Annotated in this window: 16 protein-coding genes; 5 read left to right on the plus strand and 11 right to left on the minus strand. The window is 65.2% G+C overall.

Features of this window, described 5'->3' with window-relative positions:
• Window positions 1-90 precede the first annotated feature (90 nt).
• The 5 genes from ABWO17_RS01730 (at window position 91) to ABWO17_RS01750 (ending at window position 6,972) form a co-directional block, all read left to right on the plus strand.
• The gene (locus tag ABWO17_RS01730) at window positions 91-1,536 is read left to right on the plus strand and encodes an aldo/keto reductase (protein WP_353115438.1); all 1,446 of its coding nucleotides are present in this window, start codon (window positions 91-93) and stop codon (window positions 1,534-1,536) included.
• A 21-nt stretch (window positions 1,537-1,557) separates the two neighbouring features.
• Window positions 1,558-2,997 carry a 4Fe-4S dicluster domain-containing protein gene (locus tag ABWO17_RS01735; RefSeq protein ID WP_353115440.1) on the plus strand — a complete coding sequence of 480 codons (1,440 nt, stop codon included), beginning with the start codon at window positions 1,558-1,560 and terminating at the stop codon, window positions 2,995-2,997.
• Between the two features lie 303 nt (window positions 2,998-3,300).
• A complete protein-coding gene (locus ABWO17_RS01740) occupies window positions 3,301-4,269 on the plus strand; it encodes a DUF362 domain-containing protein (protein ID WP_353115442.1) in 969 nt (322 codons plus the stop codon).
• Window positions 4,270-4,302: 33 nt separating this feature from the next.
• The gene (locus ABWO17_RS01745) at window positions 4,303-5,565 is read left to right on the plus strand and encodes a cupin domain-containing carboxymuconolactone decarboxylase family protein (RefSeq protein ID WP_353115444.1); all 1,263 of its coding nucleotides are present in this window, start codon (window positions 4,303-4,305) and stop codon (window positions 5,563-5,565) included.
• A 1,176-nt stretch (window positions 5,566-6,741) separates the two neighbouring features.
• Complete coding sequence (locus tag ABWO17_RS01750; protein WP_353115942.1) at window positions 6,742-6,972, plus strand: terminase gpA endonuclease subunit; 231 nt, start codon at window positions 6,742-6,744, stop codon at window positions 6,970-6,972.
• A gap of 163 nt (window positions 6,973-7,135) precedes the next feature.
• Here ABWO17_RS01750 and hisC read toward each other — a convergent pair whose 3' ends face one another.
• The 11 genes from hisC to ABWO17_RS01805 all read right to left on the minus strand — a co-directional run bounded on the left by hisC (window position 7,136) and on the right by ABWO17_RS01805 (window position 19,232).
• On the minus strand, window positions 7,136-8,248 hold the full coding sequence (hisC, locus tag ABWO17_RS01755; RefSeq protein ID WP_353115446.1) for a histidinol-phosphate transaminase: 1,113 nt from the start codon (window positions 8,246-8,248) through the stop codon (window positions 7,136-7,138).
• The gene (locus ABWO17_RS01760; protein ID WP_353115448.1) at window positions 8,235-9,533 is read right to left on the minus strand and encodes a hypothetical protein; all 1,299 of its coding nucleotides are present in this window, start codon (window positions 9,531-9,533) and stop codon (window positions 8,235-8,237) included. The genes hisC and ABWO17_RS01760 overlap by 14 nt, the downstream gene beginning before the upstream one ends.
• Window positions 9,534-9,539: 6 nt before the next feature.
• Window positions 9,540-9,959, minus strand: a complete 420-nt coding sequence (locus ABWO17_RS01765; RefSeq protein ID WP_353115450.1) for an ATP-binding protein — start codon at window positions 9,957-9,959, stop codon at window positions 9,540-9,542.
• Entirely contained in the window at window positions 9,959-10,288 is a 330-nt protein-coding gene (locus ABWO17_RS01770) for an STAS domain-containing protein (RefSeq protein WP_353115452.1), read from the minus strand. The genes ABWO17_RS01765 and ABWO17_RS01770 overlap by 1 nt, the downstream gene beginning before the upstream one ends.
• A 3-nt stretch (window positions 10,289-10,291) precedes the next feature.
• A complete protein-coding gene (locus ABWO17_RS01775; RefSeq protein WP_353115454.1) occupies window positions 10,292-12,238 on the minus strand; it encodes a SpoIIE family protein phosphatase in 1,947 nt (648 codons plus the stop codon).
• On the minus strand, window positions 12,235-13,230 hold the full coding sequence (locus ABWO17_RS01780; protein ID WP_353115456.1) for an ABC transporter substrate-binding protein: 996 nt from the start codon (window positions 13,228-13,230) through the stop codon (window positions 12,235-12,237). The genes ABWO17_RS01775 and ABWO17_RS01780 overlap by 4 nt, the downstream gene beginning before the upstream one ends.
• On the minus strand, window positions 13,230-14,099 hold the full coding sequence (locus tag ABWO17_RS01785) for an FAD binding domain-containing protein (protein WP_353115458.1): 870 nt from the start codon (window positions 14,097-14,099) through the stop codon (window positions 13,230-13,232). The genes ABWO17_RS01780 and ABWO17_RS01785 overlap by 1 nt, the downstream gene beginning before the upstream one ends.
• A complete protein-coding gene (locus tag ABWO17_RS01790; RefSeq protein WP_353115460.1) occupies window positions 14,096-14,548 on the minus strand; it encodes a (2Fe-2S)-binding protein in 453 nt (150 codons plus the stop codon). The genes ABWO17_RS01785 and ABWO17_RS01790 overlap by 4 nt, the downstream gene beginning before the upstream one ends.
• Window positions 14,545-16,839, minus strand: coding sequence for a xanthine dehydrogenase family protein molybdopterin-binding subunit (locus ABWO17_RS01795; protein ID WP_353115462.1), 2,295 nt, complete (start codon window positions 16,837-16,839; stop codon window positions 14,545-14,547). The genes ABWO17_RS01790 and ABWO17_RS01795 overlap by 4 nt, the downstream gene beginning before the upstream one ends.
• A gap of 134 nt (window positions 16,840-16,973) precedes the next feature.
• On the minus strand, window positions 16,974-18,029 hold the full coding sequence (locus ABWO17_RS01800; RefSeq protein ID WP_353115464.1) for a GNAT family N-acetyltransferase: 1,056 nt from the start codon (window positions 18,027-18,029) through the stop codon (window positions 16,974-16,976).
• Between the two features lie 18 nt (window positions 18,030-18,047).
• Window positions 18,048-19,232 carry an MFS transporter gene (locus tag ABWO17_RS01805; RefSeq protein ID WP_353115466.1) on the minus strand — a complete coding sequence of 395 codons (1,185 nt, stop codon included), beginning with the start codon at window positions 19,230-19,232 and terminating at the stop codon, window positions 18,048-18,050.
• Between the last annotated feature and the right edge of the window lie 26 nt (window positions 19,233-19,258).

Consider the following 19,258-nt stretch of genomic DNA (forward strand, 5'->3'; position numbering starts at 1 on the left):
GCTTCCAATGGTTCCGACGAAGAGTCCATCCCGCATTCAAATGAAGTCGAGGAAACGGACGACGAGCATACCAGTCCGAGAGAGGCGCCGATGCAGAAGAAAAAAGTCGATGGTGAAAACAAAGCCGCCAAGCAGAAGGAGCGCGCTCCGGGCGTTTCCCGGCGCACGCTGCTGAAGGCCGCAGGGGCGGGAGTAACAGGCGGGGCCGTGCTGTACAGCCTCGACAAACTCAGGCTGTTGCCCAGTTTCGAAGCTCTGTTGCCGGAGCCCCCCACCGACAGGATGACCTGTCGTGTACATCCCGGAAGCGGTGACAAGGTGTCCCTTCTGGGGTTCGGGTGCATGCGCTTTCCCATGCTACCAGATGCATCCGGCCCGAGCGGCACGGAAATAGATGAAGCCGTCGCGTTCGGCTTGGTGGATTATGCTCTGGCGCACGGGGTCAACTATTTCGACACGGCCTACACCTACCACCGGGGCATGTCCGAAGTCATGATCGGCAAAGCCCTGAAGCGGCACCCCCGTGAGCGTTTCTACCTGGCCACCAAGATGCCGGGCAGGCTTAACCCCACCCTGGCGCAGGCCAAGGAGATGTTCGAGACGCAGCTCGGCAGGTGCCAAGTTGAATACTTCGACTACTATCTGCTGCACAATCTTCAGAGCGTCGACAACTACAAGAAGGTCTACGAAGAAGAAAAAGTGCTCGACTACCTTCTGGAGCAGAAGAAGCAGGGGCGCATACGCAACCTGGGGTGGTCGTTCCACGGCGACAAGGAAATGCTGGAGTATATCCTGAGTCGTCCCGTGCAATGGGATTTCGCCCAGGTACAGTTGAATTACCACGACCTGCTCCACAAATACGACCCGCCGCCCAACATCGCGCGGTTCGTCTCCAAGAATCCCGCGCCCATCCAGTGGACATACGAGAAGATGCTGGCCAGCGGTTTGCCGCTGGTGGTCATGGAACCCTTGCTGGGGGGGCGGCTGGCGCGCTTGAACAAGAAGGCCCTGGCCGTTCTTCAGGCCGAGCGCCCGCAGGCCACCGGGGCGTCCTGGGCCCTCCGCTATGCTGCGGGCCTGCCCAACGTGCTCAGTGTTCTCAGCGGCATGACCTACATGGAACACCTGCAGGACAATCTGCGCACCTTCGCGCCGCTGGAGCCGCTTTCCGAGCAGGAACTCCTGGTATTGAAGAAGGCGCTGGATGTCTTCCTAACGCAGTCGAATATCCGTTGCACCACCTGTGGCTACTGCATGCCCTGCCCGTATGGCGTGGATATTCCCGCCGTGTTCGCGCACTACAACCGCTGCCTCGACGACGAACAGGTACCCAAAGGGCAGCGCGATCCGGAGTATGAGCGGGCCCGCCGCGCCTTCCTTGTGGAGTACGGGCGGGCGGTGCCGGAATTGCGTCAGGCCGCCCGGTGCACCGGGTGCAACAAATGCGTGGAGCACTGTCCGCAGATGATCCCCATTCCGGAAGAAATGGCCCGCCTGGGAAAATTCGTCGAAAACCTCAGGATACGGCAAGGGTAAGCCATGCTTAGGACCATACGAGTGATTCTGGCCACGCTGTGTCTTGCCGGAATATGCCTTCTGTTCGTTGATGTTAGCGGAGAGCTTTCACCTTCGCTTGCCGTGCTGGCCCGGATGCAACTTGTCCCGGCCTTGCTTGCTGGCAGCCTGGGGGTGGTGGCCGGACTGCTTGCCCTTACGCTGGTATTCGGACGCGTATACTGTTCCGTGCTCTGCCCGCTTGGAGTGTTGCAGGATGTCATTGCCGCGCGGGGCAAGAAATACCGCTTCAGGTACGCGCCCCCACGGACAGGGTTGCGGCTGTTTGTGTTGGGAACTTTCGTGCTGGCCCTGCTGGCTGGTGTGCCGCTGGTTTTCGCAATCCTTGAGCCATATAGCGCTTTCGGGCGCATCGCCACGGACCTTCTGGCCCCCATCTGGGCAACGGGCAGTAACGCGCTGGCCTGGGCTTCCGAGCGGGCAGGCAACTACGATGTGGCTCCCACCCCGGTATGGCAGAAGGGGATGGCCGCGCTGACGGCGGCAACCGCCACCCTCGCCGTCATCGGGGTGCTTGCATGGCGCTTAGGGCGTACCTGGTGCAACACCCTATGCCCGGTGGGCACCGTTCTTGGCCTTTTGAGCCCCCTTGCCCTGATCAGGCCCCGCCTGGATATGGCGAAGTGCGCAAACTGCGGGCTGTGCGCCCGGAGATGCAAGGCCTCGTGCATCGATGCCACCTCGGGAACCATCGACGGCAGCCGTTGCGTCAGTTGCTTCAATTGTATTGGCGCATGCCGCCACTCGGCCATCAGCTATGTGCCGACACGGAGGAAGCCGACCGACAGGCCCACAAGGGCCACACAGCCAGACCCCGTCCGCCGCAGCATGCTTGCGGCGGCGATCGGCCTTGCCGCGCCCGTTCCGGCTCTGGCCAGAAGCCGTGACAAGAGCGTCCCGGCCCTGGTCCGCAAGCAGGGGCCAGAACGCCAGACCCCCATAACCCCGCCGGGGTCGCGATCCCTGCGTGCCTTCTCGGCGCGGTGCACCGGGTGTCAGCTTTGCGTTTCCGCCTGTCCCAATCAGGTTCTGAAGGCTTTCGACATAGGCAGCGGCATGCTGCAACCCACTCTGGCCTTCGAACGCGGCTATTGCCGAGTGAATTGCGTGCAATGTTCGACCGTCTGCCCCACTGGGGCCATTCGTCCCATCAGTGCGGCAGAGAAGACGGCCACGCAGATTGGGCGGGCCGTGGTGAACCTTGACCGGTGCATCGCGACCACGGACAAGGTGGCCTGCACGGCGTGCGCGCGGAACTGCCCGCCTCGGGCCATCACGCTCGTGGGGAAGGACGACGAACCCAAAAAGCCCGTGGTGGATGCCGAGCGGTGCAACGGTTGCGGCGCGTGTGAATACGTTTGCCCCGCCCGCCCCTTGGCCGCGATCCACGTGGAGGGCAACCTTGAACACAGGCGAATCTGATTGATACTCCCGCAACGCATGACCCCCTGCTGGCCCCCGGATTCATCCATTAAGTCCGGGGGCCTCGTGCGTCGGGCCGAAAGCACCGCCTTGCCGCCCGCGCCAGGGGTCGACCGCCGCCTGTTGTGGGCGAAGCAACAACTGTGACAGCGATGGCTGAAGAGGATGGGGAAAGACTTCCCTGGAGCCCGCAAGGGAGGATCAGGCAAGGAATAGGCAGGAACATGTCTACTCCCCCGGATGCCCGTGGCCTATCCTGCAAGGCAATGGAGCCATGTTGCCCGTTAGCACAAGGAGAAGCCCATGTCCGGACATATCTCGCGCCGTACTTTCCTGAAAGGCAGCACTCTGGCCGTGGGGGCCCTGGCCCTGTCGGGCGCAGCCGCAACGGGGGTGGCCTTTGCCGCACCCGAAAGCACATCGCCGGTCTTCTTCACCAAGGATCTGAGCGCCGAAGGACTGCGGAACATCTACGCCAGGGTCAACCACGGCATGACGGGCAAGGTGGCGGTCAAACTGCATACCGGTGAGCCCAACGGGCCGAACATCATACCGCGCGAATGGGTCAGGGCCCTGCTGCCCGACGTGCCCAGCCCCACCATCGTGGAGTGCAACGTGCTGTACCCCAGCCCCCGGCAAACCACCGAAGGGCACCGGCAAACCCTGGCTACGAACGGGTGGGACTTCAGCCCCGTGGACATCATGGACGCGGATGGCGACGTGCATCTGCCTGTTGTTGGCGGCAAGTGGTTCAAGGATCTGGCCGTGGGCAGAAACATCATGAATTACGATTCAATGCTGGTGCTTACCCATTTCAAGGGGCATACCATGGGCGGATTCGGCGGTTCCCTGAAGAACATTTCCATCGGCTGCGCCTCCGGCAAGGTGGGGAAGGCGCAGTTGCATCGCGAAGGTCAGGAACAGTGGCCCGGCGGCCCGAACTTCATGGAGCGCATGGTGGAGGGGGGCAAGGCCATTGTCGACCACTTCGGCCCGCGCATCACCTACATCAACGTACTGCGGAACATGTCCGTGGATTGCGATTGCGCGGGAGTGACCGCCGCCCCGGTGGTCACTCCGGACATCGGCATTCTCGCTTCGACGGATATCCTTGCCGTGGATCAGGCCTCCATCGACATGGTGTACGCGCTGCCCGCACCGCAAAGGCAGACGTTGGTGGAGCGCATCGAAAGCCGTAGCGGCCTGCGCCAACTCGAATACATGAAAATCATGGGCATGGGCAGCGGCACATACGAACTGGTCGCCGTTTAGCCCGTGACAGGCCCAGCAGGAGGTATGACAGGGATGATGATGTCGATTCTGGCGGCCGTGGCCGCGATGTTTTTTCTCGCATGTGGCCCGGCGGAGGCGAACGCCGCAGGAGAGGTGCGCGTGGACAGCCCGGTTGGAGTGTTCCCGAAAGGAAGCGAATTGAAAAGCCCGCACTTCACCGGCAGGGTCTGGCTCAGCATGCTGGTGGATGAAGACAAGACCTTCAACAGCCCCATTGGCAACGTCACCTTCGAGCCCGGCTGCCGCAACAGTTGGCACAAGCATCCCGGTGGACAGCTACTGCTCGTGACGAGGGGCCAGGGGTACTATCAGGCAAAAGGAACGCCCATCCGGCTGCTGCGCCCCGGCGACGTCGTCAAGATCGCACCCGGAGTGGAGCACTGGCATGGCGCCACGCCGGACAGTTGGTTCGCGCATCTTGCCATCAGCACCAATCCTCAGGACGGGCCAGTGCAGTGGCTACAACCGGTCACGGATGAAGAATATCACAGCTACCAATCCGGGCAGGCGGTGCCGCCACGCCTGAGCGATGCAGCCGTCCGGAACCATGAGGCACTTCTGCCTGGCTACTCGTCACCGCTGTCATCCACTGATCCGGAGCTGGTGGAGATATTCGGCAACTTCGCCTTTGACGAGGTGTTGCGGCACGGAGCGCTGGACGCCAGAACGAGAAGCATGGCCATCCTGGCCTCGCTCATCGCCATGCAATCCCTGAACGAGTACAGGATACTGCTGGAGGCGGCGCTCAATGCCGGCGTAACGCCGGTCGAAGCGAAGGAAGTGGTCTACCAGGCGGTGCCGTACGTGGGCATGGGCCAGGCCTTCGACTTCATCTCGGCCACCAACAAGGTGCTTTCGGCGCGCGGGGTGGCGCTTCCCCTTGAGCCACAGTCCACGACGTCGTCGGAAACGCGGCACGAAAAGGGCCTTGCGCTCCAGAAGTCCATTTTCGGCGAGCGCATCGAAAGGATGTACCGGGAGTCGCCCCCCGACCAGATGCATATCCAGCAGTTCCTGTCGGCGAACTGCTTCGGCGATTACTATACGCGGAACGGTCTCGACATCAAAACCCGGGAACTGCTGACGTTTGCCCTGCTGGTGGCACTGGGGGGCGTCGAGCCGCAGCTGAAGGGGCATATCCAGGGCAACCTGAACGTGGGCACCGACAAGGCTACGTTGATGCATGTGGTGACCCAGCTCCTGCCGTACGTCGGATACCCCCGCACCCTGAACGCCATCCGCTGCCTGAACGAGGTCATCCCGGTACAAAAGTAAACCGCACGGTTCCGCCCGCGGCCTCGCTCCTTCCCCGCCAGAGCGGAACCCTGTTCCTTCTGCGGAACCTCCTCCCGCAGGAGGGGCGTTTACTCCAGGAACCTCACCAGGAGAGGCAGGGCAGCCATGCCCTGCCTCTTTGGCGTTTTCATCCATTGCGCGTGGATAATACGGATTTCTAAGTGGGCCTCGTCAGCGTCGTCGGGGCAGGACGGCACATCCCTTCCCGTTTGCGGGTGCCAACCTACGTCTCCATGTTCCGATACCGAATGCTCCCACAGTTCTTTCCCGCGTTGCGGCGAGTGGAACGTTTCATGGTCAGAATCCGGCCTTGGATACGGCGAAAGGCAAGCCCCTCCATTCTCCGAGTCGGATGAGTTGTCGCTGCATCTTGCCCTGATGCGGCAGATATCCAGACGGAGCCAAGAACTGCTGAATGGGACTTGGCGGGCCGCACTATCCTTGGGGAACTTGGCTTGTCCGATTATCTCAGGCCAGGTGTGCCGAGGGCGTTCGGGTTGCCCATTGAAAAGGGAAGGGAATGCCCAGCCAAAGATATAAAGATGTAAGTGCATGTGGTAGCTGGCTCCAAACCTTAACCGGAGAGGAGCCCATGTTCGCCTAGTATGTGAACAAGAACGTGCAGAGCAACGGGGACCACGAGGTGCATAAGGACGGCTGTTCGTACATGCCGCAGGGGGCCAATGCCTTGTATCTCGGAAACGTCACGAACTGCCAGGATGCGGTCAAAGAGGCCAAAAAGCACTACTCGCAGTGCAATGGCTGCTACTTCTGCTCGAACGCTTGCCACACCTCCCAGTCTGCACGAAGCCCCCGGAATTGGTTCCGGGGACTTCTTTTGTCAGGCGGATGATTGCGGCTTCGGGTGAACCTGGACCGGCAGTCGCAGGCGTTTTCGCCACGGCTGCTTCGGGAGGTAGACGTATCGGAACTGGCGGAACCGCAGGCGGATGGCCCGGTCCAGCCCGGCGTTGAGACCCCGGGCGCGCCGCCTTTCGCAGCAGATGTGACCGGGCCTTTTCGTTCTTTTCCCTCCTCGATTGGCAGCGAGCATGCCCGGCGCATGGGCCAGCGCACCCGCGAGGTCTACGCCTTCTGCGCGGCCAGCAAGGGGCGTATTTTCTCGCGCAGGGCAAGGGCAGCCAGCCGGTTCCGCTGGCCTACGCCCCGCAGGAATGCTTCCTCGGCTCCCGGAGGCGCATCCCCGGCTGGTTGCGCCTGCTGAAGGTGGACTCCGCGTGCTTCAAGCACGGCCTGCCAGCCCGGCTGGCCATGGCACCGGAAGGCCCCGGCGCCTTCCACCTGCTCCACGGCACCCCGTCCGAGTACGCGCGGAAAATGACGATGCACCCGCAGGCACGTCTACAACCTGACCCGTGCTGGTGAAGTCGCGGCGGTACGCCTCGGGCTGCGCAGCGGCCTGCGCGTGCCCGAAGGCGAGGTGGACAGGTTTGTCGATCGCAGGTGGGTGGAGATGGAGTGGATCGATGTCCCCAACCGGAAGCGCAGGGGACCTGTGCCCGATGGTTGCCTCGGGGTGGGGGGGGGCCTACCTTCGGCCCCCCACTACTGCCCGCAAGGCATGGCAGAACTCTTCCATCACAGGGGTTTGCACCACGCTGACCCGTATCCAGCCGGGAAATCGGAACCCGGTCATGGTGCGGATCATTACCCCCCGGGCCATCAGCTTTCGGTAGATCAGGGTGTCTGCTTCCGGCACCCTGATCATCACGTAGTTGCCCTCGCCGTACTGCATATCCAGCCCCAGGCCGTCGCACAGTTCGCGCAACAGGCCTTTGCCCTCGCGTACCATTTCGCGCGTCTGCCGAATGAACGCGGCATCGTCATGCAGCGCGGCTGCGGCAGCCTGTTGGGCAAGGGAGTTGACCGAGTAGACAACGTGGGTGCGGCGGATGATGTCCACCACTTCCTGCGTGCCGCACAGGTAGCCGATGCGCAGCCCGGCCAGTGCGTACATCTTGGAGAAGGTGCGGAAGATCACGAGGTTCGGATACCTGTCCAGCAGGCTGATGCCATGGGGAAAGTCGTGCCGGTCCACGTATTCGGCGTAGGCTTCGTCCAGCACCACGATCTGCTCGCCGTTCACCCGGTCGAGGAAACGGGTCAGCGTGGCGGCGTCCCACCATGTGCCGGTAGGGTTGTTGGGGTTGCAGACGAAGAGGATCTTGGTGCGCGCATCGCGGGCGGCCAGCATGCCCTCGGCATCGAACCCGAAGTCGCGCAACGGAATCAGCCGTGCCTCCACGCCGGAGAATTCCGCCACCCATTCGTACACCGCAAAGGTCTTGTCCGCCGTGACGATGTTGTCGCCCGTGGTGCAGAACGCCTTGATCACGCTGGAAATGAGCTCGCAGGAACCGTTGCCCACCACGAATTGTTCCGGCGCAAGCCCGAACCGGCCGGCAAGGATGCGGCGCAGGTCCCATGCATCGCCGTTGGGATAGATGGGCACCCGCTCCGGCGGAAAGCCGCGCACGATGCGCGCCGCTTCCGGCGGCGGCCCCAGCGGGTTCTCGTTGTTGTTCAGCCGGTGCAGGTGGTCCACCCGGTACATGCGCATCAGCTCATGGTCGGGCCTGCTGGGGGTGTATGCCTCGAAGCGCCGGACGTGTTCCGGCACCAGTCGTTCAAACGCGCACATGCTGGTACACCACCACGTCTGCGCGGCTGGCGAAGGGCAGAACCATGACAGGGGCGAATCCGGTCTCTTCCAGCAGCGGGGGCAGGTCGGCCTGCCAGCCCGCAGACAGGTCGAGATGCAGCAGGATGTTGCGGTAGCCTTCGGCGCGCAGCATTCCGGCGTGCAGCCGGATGTTCTCGCCCGCATCGGCGCCGTCCAGCATGGGGGTGATCAGGGCAACGCTGGCCTGTGGCCGGAGCGACGTTGCGAAGACGGAGCGCGCGTCGCGGTGTTCACCCGCCGGCTGGGTGGGCCGGATGTCGCGCATCAGGAACAGTCGTTCATAGGCCTGCTCCAGAAAAGGCCGCAACCCGGCATGCGCCCATACGGTAACGCCGTTGTCCTCGCGCAGGCCGCGGTACCATACCGGTAGCGGGGCGGGCACGTCGTCGTTGCCGGTGAAGGGTAGTTCCCCCAACGCCTCGAATTCTCCGGGGGGCAGGTCTGCCGTGGCCAGGTCGCTGATGATGCCGTTTGCGGTTGTGCGGGCCACCTGAGCCACAAGGTGGTCGGTCAGGGCACGTGCCGTCTGTGCGTCGTCCCGGGCAAAGACGTAGGGGCCGCAAAAACTGACACTGGCTTCGGACCGCTGCATCCATACGATGAAGCCGCGCACGGCGCCCCCGGCGTCCTCGGCCAGCGCGGCGTGCAGGTCGCCCGCGCGCAGTTGGTCCACCACCATGCCCGGCGTGGCGAACGAGGGGGGCACAAGGGCGGGCGGGTACAGGCCGCAGGCAAGTCGGCAGGCCTCCTTGATGCGCGCCGGATCGTCCGCCGTCCGTACCTGCAACGCGCCACGGGCGGCAACGTGCTCCACGGGCTCGCCATCCAGCCCCGGGTACGAGCGGTTCATGCGCAGGCTCAGCACCACCTGGCCGCCATGGCGGCGCACCTCGAACCCGTCGCACATGCGGGCGGCCAGCAGCAGTCCCATGGCCTGCATGCTTTCTTCGCTGCAGGATATGCCGCAGGCCGTGATGTTCATGGCCCACAGGTCTGCATCGCGCGCAGCGAAGGCAAATTCGGTGAGTATGTGGCAGGCCCGGCGGGTGATGGTGATTTCCAGCATGTCACCGGGGGACTGCCCGGCAAGGTAGGCCAGCAACTCTTCCACGGCCATGGTCAGGCGCAGCGTCTTGCCGTGATCCAGCCCGAAGACGGCGGCACCCTGTTCGGCCACGCCCTGTGCAAGCGGCAGCCAGGCCATGTCGGCGTACAGGCGCAGATGAATGGAATCGTGATGCATGTTTCCTCACGTGGTGGCGAAGCAGGCCATGAATTCGTTGGTGTCGCCCGTGCGGCGGTAGGCGCAGTGGTCGGCCATCTCGCGGACGAGGAAGATGCCGAGCCCGCCGGGGTCCCGGTCATCGATGCCGGCTTCGATGTCGGGGGTTTCCCGTGCCAGCGGGTCGAAGGGCACGCCCCAGTCGCGCAGGATCAGGCAGAAGCGGCCCGTGTCCTCGTCGGACACGCAGTCCACCTCCAGATCACCGCCCCCGTCCGGGTATGCGTAGCTCCCCACATTCACCAGCAGTTCCTCCACTACCAGATCCAGGCGGGCGGCCAGTTCCGGAGCAACGCCCAGCAAGGCGGCCTGCTTGTGCACGAACAGGCGGGCCCGTTCCAGGCTTTCCATCGTGGCGGGGATGCGCAACGAGACGGGGGCGGCCATTATCCCTCCAGCGCCGCATCCACCGTGGGGTGGACGCGGAACATCTTCATGAAGCCGGAAACCCGGAACACCTCGTCCACCATGCCGGTCAGCCCGCAGAAGGCCAGCCCGCCGCCCGCCGCCTTCAGCTTCTTGGCGGAGGAAAGGATGCTGCGCAGCCCTGCGGAGCTGATGTATTCGAGGGCTGCAAGGTCCGCCACCTGCGTGGCGTGGCCCTGCTCCAGCAGCGCCAAGCAGGCTTTCTCGAATTCGGGAGCGGTAACGGCGTCCATGCGCCCGTTCACGGAGAGGATGGCGGCAGAGCCTGCGATCCGCGTTGCGATTTCCATGGTTCATCCTTCCTGTTTCGTGCCGTCCGGGCCAAGGTAGCGCACGGCCAGCATGGTGATGTCGTCGGATTGTTCGGCCCCTTCGGCCCAGGCGGACACTGCGTCGGAAACGGTACGGGTCATCTCGGCGGCAGCGGCCCCGTGGCAGGTGGCGAGCGTATCGAACAGCCGTTCCTCGGAATACAGGGCTCCCGTGGTATCCATGGCCTCGGTCACGCCGTCGGTGAACACGAAAACGGCATCGCCGGGGTGAAGCGTGAGCGTGCCGGTGGAATATTCCATCCCCGGCATTGCCCCGGCCATCGGCTCTTCCATCCCCTGCGTCCACTCCGGCCCGCCGTGACGGCGCAGCACCAGTGGCGGGTTGTGCCCGGCATTGGCGTAGCGCAGTTCGCCGGTGCGGGTATCCAGCACCGCCAGAAACAGCGTGACGAACATGCACGACTCGTTGTCCGCCGCGAGGTCGTCGTTGACCTTTGCCAGAATGTCGCCGGGTGTCAGCTCCCGCTCGGCCACCACCTTGATCAGGGTCTTGGTCACTGCCATGAAGAAGGCGGCGGGCACCCCCTTGCCGGACACGTCCCCCGCAAGGAAGCAGAACTGGTGGGGCGTGACGAAGAAGAAGTCGTACAGGTCTCCGCCTACCTCGCGCGCGGGCAGAATGGTGGCATGCACGTCCAGTTCCGTCCGTTCCGGAAAGGGCGGGAACGTCTTGGGCAGGATACTCATCTGGATGTCGTGGGCGATGCGCAGTTCGGACTGGATGCGTTCCTTGGCCGCCGTGGTGGCGGTAAGCGTGGCGATGTGCTCCTTGAGCGAGGCCTGCATGCGCCCGAAGGATGCGGCCAGATCGCCTACCTCGTCGCCGGTGGGGATGGCGGGCAGGCGATGGTCCAGATCGCCCCGCGCAACACCTGCCGCCGCCCGCGTGAGCAGGCGCAGGGGCCGGGTTATGGTGCCCGACACCAGCAGGATGACCACGGCCAGCAGGAAGAAGCCGCCCACGCCGATGCCGGTCATGATGCGGGTGGCGCGGTTGGCCCCGGCCAGTACTTCGTCCCTTGGCAGCACCACGCCCACGGACCACCCCTGATCGGGCAGCGGCATGTAGGATACGTAGGCCGCCCCGATGCCCGGCAGGTCCGAAAATTCCATGAACCCGCCCATACCGGCCACCATCTCCCGCCCCAGGTCCCGCAGCGAGGCGATGCCCAGATTCTCCGCGCGGGTGAAGATGGTCTCGTTCATGATCATGTCGGGGTTGGGATGGGCGACGTAGGTGCCGTATCGCGACAGCACGAAGACGTAGCCCGTCCGGGCCACGCGGACTTCCGAAATCATGCGCTGCATCCAGACGAGGTCGATGTTGGCGGTGACGACGCCAGCGCGTTGCAATCCGTGCGCGGTCCGTCTGGAGAACGGGGCGGAATAGGCCACCATCAGGGCGTTGCCGCCGCCCTCGTCGTAGTAGGGTTCGGTCCACACCGGCCGCCGCATTTCGCGGGCCAGTTGGTACCAGTCCATGGCAAAGTAGTTGTAGTCCGCGCTGCCCAGGGTGGTGGACGTGATGGCGAAATCCTTGCGGTAGGCATAGGGGGCGAAGAAATGCCGCCCCCGCTCGAAGGCCTGCGGCTCGAAGGCTATGCCCGTGCCGTAGATGCCGGGGTTGGTGAACAGGGTGCGGCGGGCAAGATCGCGCAGGAAATCCTCGTCCATGGGTGCGTCCTGCAACGTGGCGGCCACGGTGTCGGTGACCTTCGCCGTGGCCCGCAACTGGGCGTCGATGCGGTGTACCGTTGCTTCCGCGACCAGCGCGCCATTCTGCCGGGCAAGGTCCAACATCCCCTCGCGCGACACCATGAATGAATACCCCACCACCAGTGAGAGAATGACGGCAGTGCTGGCCAGTATCAGCGCGGCCAGTCGGGTGGCGATGCCTGCGCGCTTCATGGGTGGCCACCGGTGCCAGGGAGGGGATCGGTTTTCGCCGCGTCTGGCCGTGCGTCCATCACGAAATCGGCATAGCCGGGAGCGGTGGCGGCAAAGCCCTGTTCCACCAGTACTGCCGCCGTACGTTCGTAGTCCGAGCGGGTCAGCTCCGGATCGGGACGGGGTTCCCCGGCCAGGATGATGTCGCGCATGCGGGCCAGCATCCAGCGCTGGTGTGCCCGGTTGGCCTTTACCCGGTATTCCTTCATGCGGCGGATCACCATATCCAGCGCTTCTTCCGGGTGGGCGAAGGCATAGGCCCAGCCCTCCATGCTGCCTTCGACCACGGCGCGCGCCGTGGCCGGGTCGCGCTGCCAGGTTGCGCGCAGGCAGTACAGGCCGTCTTCGGGAAAGTTCAGGTCAAGGTCGCGGAAGAAGAAGGTGACCATGTCGTCCGGGTCGAGTCCGTAGGACATCAGGGTATGGTACTCGTTGTACCACATGGCGGATACGGCATCGAGCCCGCTGCGCATGAACAGGTCCATGGACGGAGCCTGTTCCACCACCTGCACCCGGATGCCCAGTCTCTGGAACAGCGCCTTGGGCTGGATCTGGAAATCCTTGCCCCACATGCCCACCCGGCGGCCGTTGAGGTCTTGCAGCGTGCGGATGTCCGACGCCTTGCGCGTCACCAGCATGAGGGCGGACTGATGCACTACCTGTCCGATGTGGACAAGATCGGTTTCCGGGCTGCGGGCAATGGCCGTGGAAAGGAACATGGTGGCGAATTCGGCCTTGCCCTCGGCCAGATGGTGCGTGGAGTTCACGTCCGGTCCACCCGGGACGATGGTCAGGTCCACGCCGCGTTTGGCGTAGAATCCCTTTTCCTCGGCGACCAGATACCCGGCGAACTGGGCCTGCGGCAGCCAATGCAGCACAAGCCGGGCGGGGGCCGCCTGACACGTGGTGGCCAGCACAAGGACAAGAAGGAACGCGGCAGCCAGACGGGGCATCACTGGTGCCCCCCCAGGCGCAGCAACAGGTTGCCTGCCACGATACGGCGGTATGCGGCCGTGGCCCGCACGTCAGTGATGGGGCGCACCACCTCGCGCACCATGCCCGCAGCGTGGTGCAGAGTTTCCGCGTCCAGCGGCCGACCCGCAAGCCAGTGTTCGACCTGCGTGCAGCGCACCACCGTGGGGGCCACACTGCCCAGTGCCAGCCGGGCTTCGGTTATGCGTTGGCCTTCCAGCCGCAGCAGGGCCGCAAGGCTGGCCACGCTGATGGCCAGCGCGCGGCGCTTGCCCACTTTCTCGTAGTGTTGCAGCGCGTTCGGCGCGGGCAGGGGAATGTGTACCGCCGTCAGCAGTTCCGCCGGTTGCAGCAGGGTGCGGCCCGGGCCGGTGATGAATCCGTCCATCGGCAGGCGGCGAGTGCCGTTGGACGTGGCCAGTTCCACCTCTGCCCCCAGCGCGTACAGGGCGGGCAGGGTGTCGCCCGCGGGCGATGCCGTGCAGATGTTGCCGCCCAGCGTGGCCTGATGGCGGATCAGCGGCGAGCCCAGGCAGCGGCAGGCGGCGTGCAGCATGGGCAGGCGCGTTGCCACATCCTGATTTTCGAGAATGGTGGTCAGCGGGGTGGCCGCGCCGATGCGCAGTTGTCCCTTGTCGCAGTCCACCCCGCGCAGTTCGGGAATGCGTTCCAGGCAACACAGCGCCGTGGCGGCATCGGCCTTGCCTGTCCTCTCTGTTGTGCCCGTCCGGTCGAGTCCGGCCCGCAACCGTACCAGCAGGTCCGTGCCGCCCGCCATGACGCGCGCGCCGGGGGCTTCGGCCAGCAGGTTCCACAACTCGCCCAGGGAACGGGGAAGATGCACGATCATGGCTTCACCTTTTCCACGGCGTCCACGATGCGGCCATAGCCGGTGCACCGGCACAGGTTGCCGGAAAGCCCCTCCCGGATTTCCTCGCGCGAGGCATGGGGATTGCGGGCCAGCAGGTCGGCTGCGGCCACCACCATGCCCGGTGAGCAGAAACCGCACTGCACGGCGCCATGTTCGGCAAATGCGCGTTGCAGGGGGTGGGGCGCGTCCGGCGTGCCCAGCCCCTCTATGGTGGTCAGGCTGCGGCCGTCCAGTTGGGCCGCCAGCATGAGGCAGGACAGGCGCGCTTCGCCATCCACCAGCACGGAGCAGGCGCCGCATTCCCCGCTGCCGCATCCCTCCTTGGTGCCCGTCAGTCCGAGCCGTTCGCGGATGAGATCCACGACCCTCTCGTCACCTGCGACTTCAAGCCGGGTGTCCGTGCCGTTGAGGCGGAATCGAATGATCATGCCCGTGCCCCCCTGGCCAAAAGATGCAAGACCGTTTCCGCGTCCAGCGGACCCCGGTTGGGGTGCGCGCCCGTGGCATCGGCCACGGCGGATGCCACGGCGGGCAGCGGGCCGTTCAGCCCCACCTCGCCCACGCCCTTCATGCCGAACGGGCCGGACTGCTCCACCGTGTCCACGGCCACGGAAACGGTGTCAGGCAGGTCGAGACTGGTGGGAATGAGATAGGTGGACAGGTCACGGGTGCGGATGTGCCCATCGTGCGTGGCGAAATCTTCCATCAGGGCAAAGCCGAGCCCTTGCGCCACGCCGCCTTCGATCTGCTGATGGAAGTTCACCGGATTGAGCACCCGGCCCCCGTCGGTGGCGGCCAGATAATCGCACACCCGGATGGCCCCGGTCAGCTCATCCAGTTCGATGCGCACGAGGTGGGCGGCGTATGGAAATATGAGGTGCGGAAAACCGATGACGAAGTCCTTCCCGGTGTCGGGTACCTCGCGCGATACGGGCATCATGTACTCGCCCACGCAGATGCGGTCGTCGCGCGGCAGCATGGTGCCCAGCATGGTCAGCGGTACGTCGCGCCCGGTGGGCAGATGGCGCACCGCACCGGGAACCAGCGTGAAGCCTTCCGGGGTATCCGCCAGCAGCACCAGCGCAGCGCGACGGAACAGCTTTTCCGCCATGCGCTCGCAGGCCGCGATGAGCGCCTTGCCGAAGGTGTAGGTGGTACGCCCCGCCGATGCAGACCCGGACGGGTGCGCGGTTTCCGTGTCGGGTTGCAGCACCGTCAGGCGGTCCGCATCCTGGCACAGCACCTCGCCCGCGATCTGGGCATAGGTGGAGGCATTGCCTTGCCCCATGTCGGTGACGCCGCTGTGGATGACGAAGCGCCCTTCGGGCGTCAGTTCGATCTTGGCGATGGCGCTGTCCGCAAGGCCCCTGCCGTACCCCATGCCGTTGAACACGGCGGCAACGCCCACCCCGCGCCGTGCGAAGGGCGGAGCGGCCCGTTTCCACGCCTCGCGCCCGGTCCAGAATTCATGTTCCGCCACACGACGCAGGCATTCTCCGAGGCCCGTGGAAGTCGTCAGGGTGACGCCCGCGCAGTTGCGGTCGCCCCGGCGCAGCGCGTTGCGCTGGCGCAGTTCCAGCCGGTCCATGCCCAGCCGGTCGGCCAGCCGGTCCATCATGCCCTCGAAGGCCAGGCTCACCTGCGCCACGCCGAACCCCCGGAAGGCCCCTGCAACGGGATTGTTGGTGTAGACGCACCACCCCTTGCAGTCCATGTGCCCCACCCGGTAAGGCCCTGCGGCGTGCTCCATGCCCAGTTCCATGATCTCGCCACCAAGGTGGGCGTAGGCGCCCGTATCGTAGTGCAGCCTGCACGCCACGGCCTTCAGGGTGCCGTCGCGCATGGCGCCCAGCGTGTAGTGCATGCGCGCTGCATGGCGCTTGTAGCCTGCCAGCAGGTTTTCCTCCCGGTCCCACCACATCTTGATGGTGCGGCCCGGCAGGCGCAGCGCGGCAAGCCCCAGCAGGCACTGCACGGTGGCCCCGTCCTTGCCGCCGAAGCCACCGCCCAGGAACGGGTTGCGGATGCGGATGTTCCACGGGGGCAGCCCGAGGGCATGGCCCATTTCGAACCGATCACGGAAGGGGGCCTGCGTGGATACGGTAAGGTGCAGCACCCCGTTGCCGTCCAGATGCGCCACGCCATTTTCCGTTTCGAGGAAGGCGTGGGCCTGCGACGGGGTGTGAAAGGTCTCCTCGATGACCACGTCGCATTCGCGCAGGGCCGCTTCCGCGTTGCCCTTGCGGATTTCCGCCGCCAGCAGGATGTTGGATCCATGGCCCTCGTGCACCAGCGGGGCACCGTCGGCAAGGGCGGCGTCCATGTCGCCCAGCACGGGCAACGGGTCGATGTCCGCGCGGACGAGGGCCAGCGCCTGTTGCAGCACCGTGCGGCTTTCCGCCACCACCAGTGCCACCGGGTCGCCCGCGTGGCGCACCTTGTCGCCGCACAGCACGGGCATGTCCTTGTGCACGATGCCCTGCCGGTTGGTGCCCGGCACGTCGGAACGGACAAGCACGGCCTGCACGCCCGGCAACCGGGCCGCTTCGGCCGTGTGCACGGCCCGGATGCGGCCGTGCGGAATGCCCGCGCGGCACGCCCCGGCCCACAGCAGGTCCGGCGGGTACACGTCCGCACTGAACCTTTCGGTGCCGCAGGCCTTGGCCAGTGCGTCCAGACGGGGACGTCCCGGACCGATATCGTAAGGCCCTTCAGACATGAGGACTCCTTGTCCCGAATGGCGGCATGCCGCTGCGGATGTTGCCCGCGCCCGCCCATCAACGCGCGCTGCCGGACAGGGGCAGCCGGGCGGGGGCAGCCGGACAGGGGCAACCGGGCGGGGTGGCTGGAGCTTCAGGCGGCGGATTCCGTCCCGCCGACCATCTTGTCGTAATCGCCACGTATCACGGATAACAGGGCCTGGGCCTCTTCCGAGAGCAGCCGGGGCAGGCTGAAATCCGGCGCGTTTGCCAGCTTCTGCATGAGCAGCACGTCCGTGCCGGTCCACAGCGGCAGCAAGCCGCCGTAAAAATACCCCCGCGCGCGTGCGGCTTCCACGGCATGCGGCGTGGCAGGGTGTGCCAGCGGCAGGTGCAGGTGCCATGCGTGGCGCCCGGGGTGTGCTGCTTCGAACGCGGCAAGGGCATCGTCAATGTCCGTTCCGGGGGCGGTCACGTGCAGTTTCGCCAGCGCCGCGTGGTCCATGGCGGACCGGGTGCCTTCTGTCGGGGTTTGCGGTGGCGTCCCATCCGCGAAGTGCCGCTGCAATCCGTTGGCTGCGTATGTTGCCCGCAGATGGTCCGCATATGATGACGGCAGGTGCACGGTGTGGGGGCAGTCGTCCAGCAGTCGCAGTTCGTCGAGCAGGGATATGCGCCCGCCAACGCCGTCCGTGCTGTCTTCGGGGCGCTCGGGCATGGCTTCCAGCTCCAGCCCGAAGGGGCGATAGCCGAAGTGTCGGGTCAGCTTCTGGGAGAGGACGTGGTCGCAGACGCTCTGCCCGAAGACGGCTGCCAGGCCCAGTTCTTCCGGCAGGGTGCCCAGGGTTGCCTTGCCCAGGCGCATGGCCAGCATGCCGCCGCGATAGGACGGCAGGATCATCAGCCCGCCGGTTTCGAGAATCGCGGGATTGGGCGCGGCCGGAAAAAGGGCGGATATGCCCACCACCTCGCCGCCGGGCGTGCGTCCCACATACTGGTACAAGTCCCTTGCGGCATTGGCCGCACGCACCCTGTCCGGATCGTACACGTAATCCAGCGGAAAGTTCTCCCCGTAGATGGCGTAATAGAGCAAGGCCACGCCTTCGCCGTCTTCAGGGCGGAACAGGCCCACCTCCACGCCCTGCCCCGGCTCGATGGTCCGGAGGTTGGCGCGCAGCCATTCCATGTTCTGTTGTCTGCTTTTGTGCATGGCGGTTCCGTTGCGGATTCAGGATGTGGTGCGCCGCAGCCCGGCCCGTGCCACAAGCAGGGCCGCCGCAAGCGCGAGGGCTGCGGAAAGCGCGAACAGCGTCGCTCGGGGCATTCCGGCGGCCAGCATGATGCCGCCAAGCCATGGGCCGACGAAATATGCTGCGTCCATGGTCGACAAGGCGAGGTTTGTGGTCAGACCACGCCGTGTCGGGTCTGCCAGCAGGAACAGGCTGGCCTGCGCCAGCGGCAGGGCCACCCCCATGCAGGTTCCGAACAGCGCAGCTGCCAGCAGAAAGACCACGGGAGTGCGAACCACCGCATAGCCCGCATAGCAGAAGGCCAGCAGCACCAGCGTGGCAACCAGCAGGCGGCCCCTGTCCACCCTGTCGAACAGCGGATTGGCCACCGCCCTCGTCAGCACGGTGGCCCCGGTGGACACGGTGAAGAACAGTCCGGCGTTGGCAAGGCCGAGGCTGGCGCCGAAATCCTTCATGAAAAAGAACAGCAGGGTGGACGCGGTGAAGATGCACAGGCTGGCCCCCAGCATGGGAGCAACGCCGCGCGGGCGCAGTGCATGGCGAATGCCGGCAAGGTCCGGACGGGGGGATGGAGCGGCTGCGGCGTTGATCGTGCGGACAACGGGACCGAGCGGAAACAGCAGGAGGAACGCGGGCACCACCATCAGTGCCATCCATGCATAGGCATGCGAGGCATCGGCCACGTGGGGCAGCAGCGCTTCGGTGAAGGCAGGCATGAGCGCGAACGGCAACATGGTGGTGAGCGAGAAGATGCCGAACCCCTGTCCGCTTCTGTCGGGTGGAATGAAATGTACCAGCAGGGCCGTGGTGGCCGAAACCAGCGTGACGAAGGCCGCGCCGTGGAACACCCGCAGGAGCAGCAGGGCGGGAATGGTCCGCGCGAAGGGGTAGGCGGAAAGGGCCACTGCAATCAGCAGCAGGCTTGCCCGCATGACGGGCAGCGCGTTCGAAAGCCGCAGCCACGGGCTGATCAGGGGACGGAGCAGGAAGGCAGCCATGGGTTCCGCCGCAAGGATCCACGCTGCCCAGTATGACGGGATGCCAATGGAGGCAAGGTAGGGATGCAGGCCGTAGAATACGGCGATGTTGCCGAAGCCGAACAGCGCTATCAGGCACAGGGCGATGAAGGGGAATGACGCGAAGGGCGAGCGGAGAGAGGGCATGCGCTGTTCCTGTTCGTGTTGTCTGC

Origin of the sequence: Nitratidesulfovibrio sp., from assembly GCF_040373385.1 — a bacterium.
In the GTDB taxonomy this organism is placed as follows: domain Bacteria; phylum Desulfobacterota; class Desulfovibrionia; order Desulfovibrionales; family Desulfovibrionaceae; genus Cupidesulfovibrio.

What these genes read in the sequence shown, in the direction of transcription:
- ABWO17_RS01785 (WP_353115458.1), bottom strand. Translation starts at nt 14,099, where the DNA reads ATGATCGTGCATCTTCCCCGTTCCCTGGGCGAGTTGTGGAACCTGCTG.
- ABWO17_RS01765 (WP_353115450.1), bottom strand. Translation starts at nt 9,959, where the DNA reads ATGGCCGCCCCCGTCTCGTTGCGCATCCCCGCCACGATGGAAAGCCTG.
- ABWO17_RS01800 (WP_353115464.1), bottom strand. Translation starts at nt 18,029, where the DNA reads ATGCACAAAAGCAGACAACAGAACATGGAATGGCTGCGCGCCAACCTC.
- ABWO17_RS01745 (WP_353115444.1), top strand. Translation starts at nt 4,303, where the DNA reads ATGATGATGTCGATTCTGGCGGCCGTGGCCGCGATGTTTTTTCTCGCA.
- ABWO17_RS01775 (WP_353115454.1), bottom strand. Translation starts at nt 12,238, where the DNA reads ATGAAGCGCGCAGGCATCGCCACCCGACTGGCCGCGCTGATACTGGCC.
- ABWO17_RS01795 (WP_353115462.1), bottom strand. Translation starts at nt 16,839, where the DNA reads ATGTCTGAAGGGCCTTACGATATCGGTCCGGGACGTCCCCGTCTGGAC.
- ABWO17_RS01770 (WP_353115452.1), bottom strand. Translation starts at nt 10,288, where the DNA reads ATGGAAATCGCAACGCGGATCGCAGGCTCTGCCGCCATCCTCTCCGTG.
- ABWO17_RS01730 (WP_353115438.1), top strand. Translation starts at nt 91, where the DNA reads ATGCAGAAGAAAAAAGTCGATGGTGAAAACAAAGCCGCCAAGCAGAAG.
- ABWO17_RS01790 (WP_353115460.1), bottom strand. Translation starts at nt 14,548, where the DNA reads ATGATCATTCGATTCCGCCTCAACGGCACGGACACCCGGCTTGAAGTC.
- ABWO17_RS01760 (WP_353115448.1), bottom strand. Translation starts at nt 9,533, where the DNA reads ATGCATCACGATTCCATTCATCTGCGCCTGTACGCCGACATGGCCTGG.
- ABWO17_RS01740 (WP_353115442.1), top strand. Translation starts at nt 3,301, where the DNA reads ATGTCCGGACATATCTCGCGCCGTACTTTCCTGAAAGGCAGCACTCTG.
- ABWO17_RS01805 (WP_353115466.1), bottom strand. Translation starts at nt 19,232, where the DNA reads ATGCCCTCTCTCCGCTCGCCCTTCGCGTCATTCCCCTTCATCGCCCTG.
- ABWO17_RS01780 (WP_353115456.1), bottom strand. Translation starts at nt 13,230, where the DNA reads ATGCCCCGTCTGGCTGCCGCGTTCCTTCTTGTCCTTGTGCTGGCCACC.
- hisC (WP_353115446.1), bottom strand. Translation starts at nt 8,248, where the DNA reads ATGTGCGCGTTTGAACGACTGGTGCCGGAACACGTCCGGCGCTTCGAG.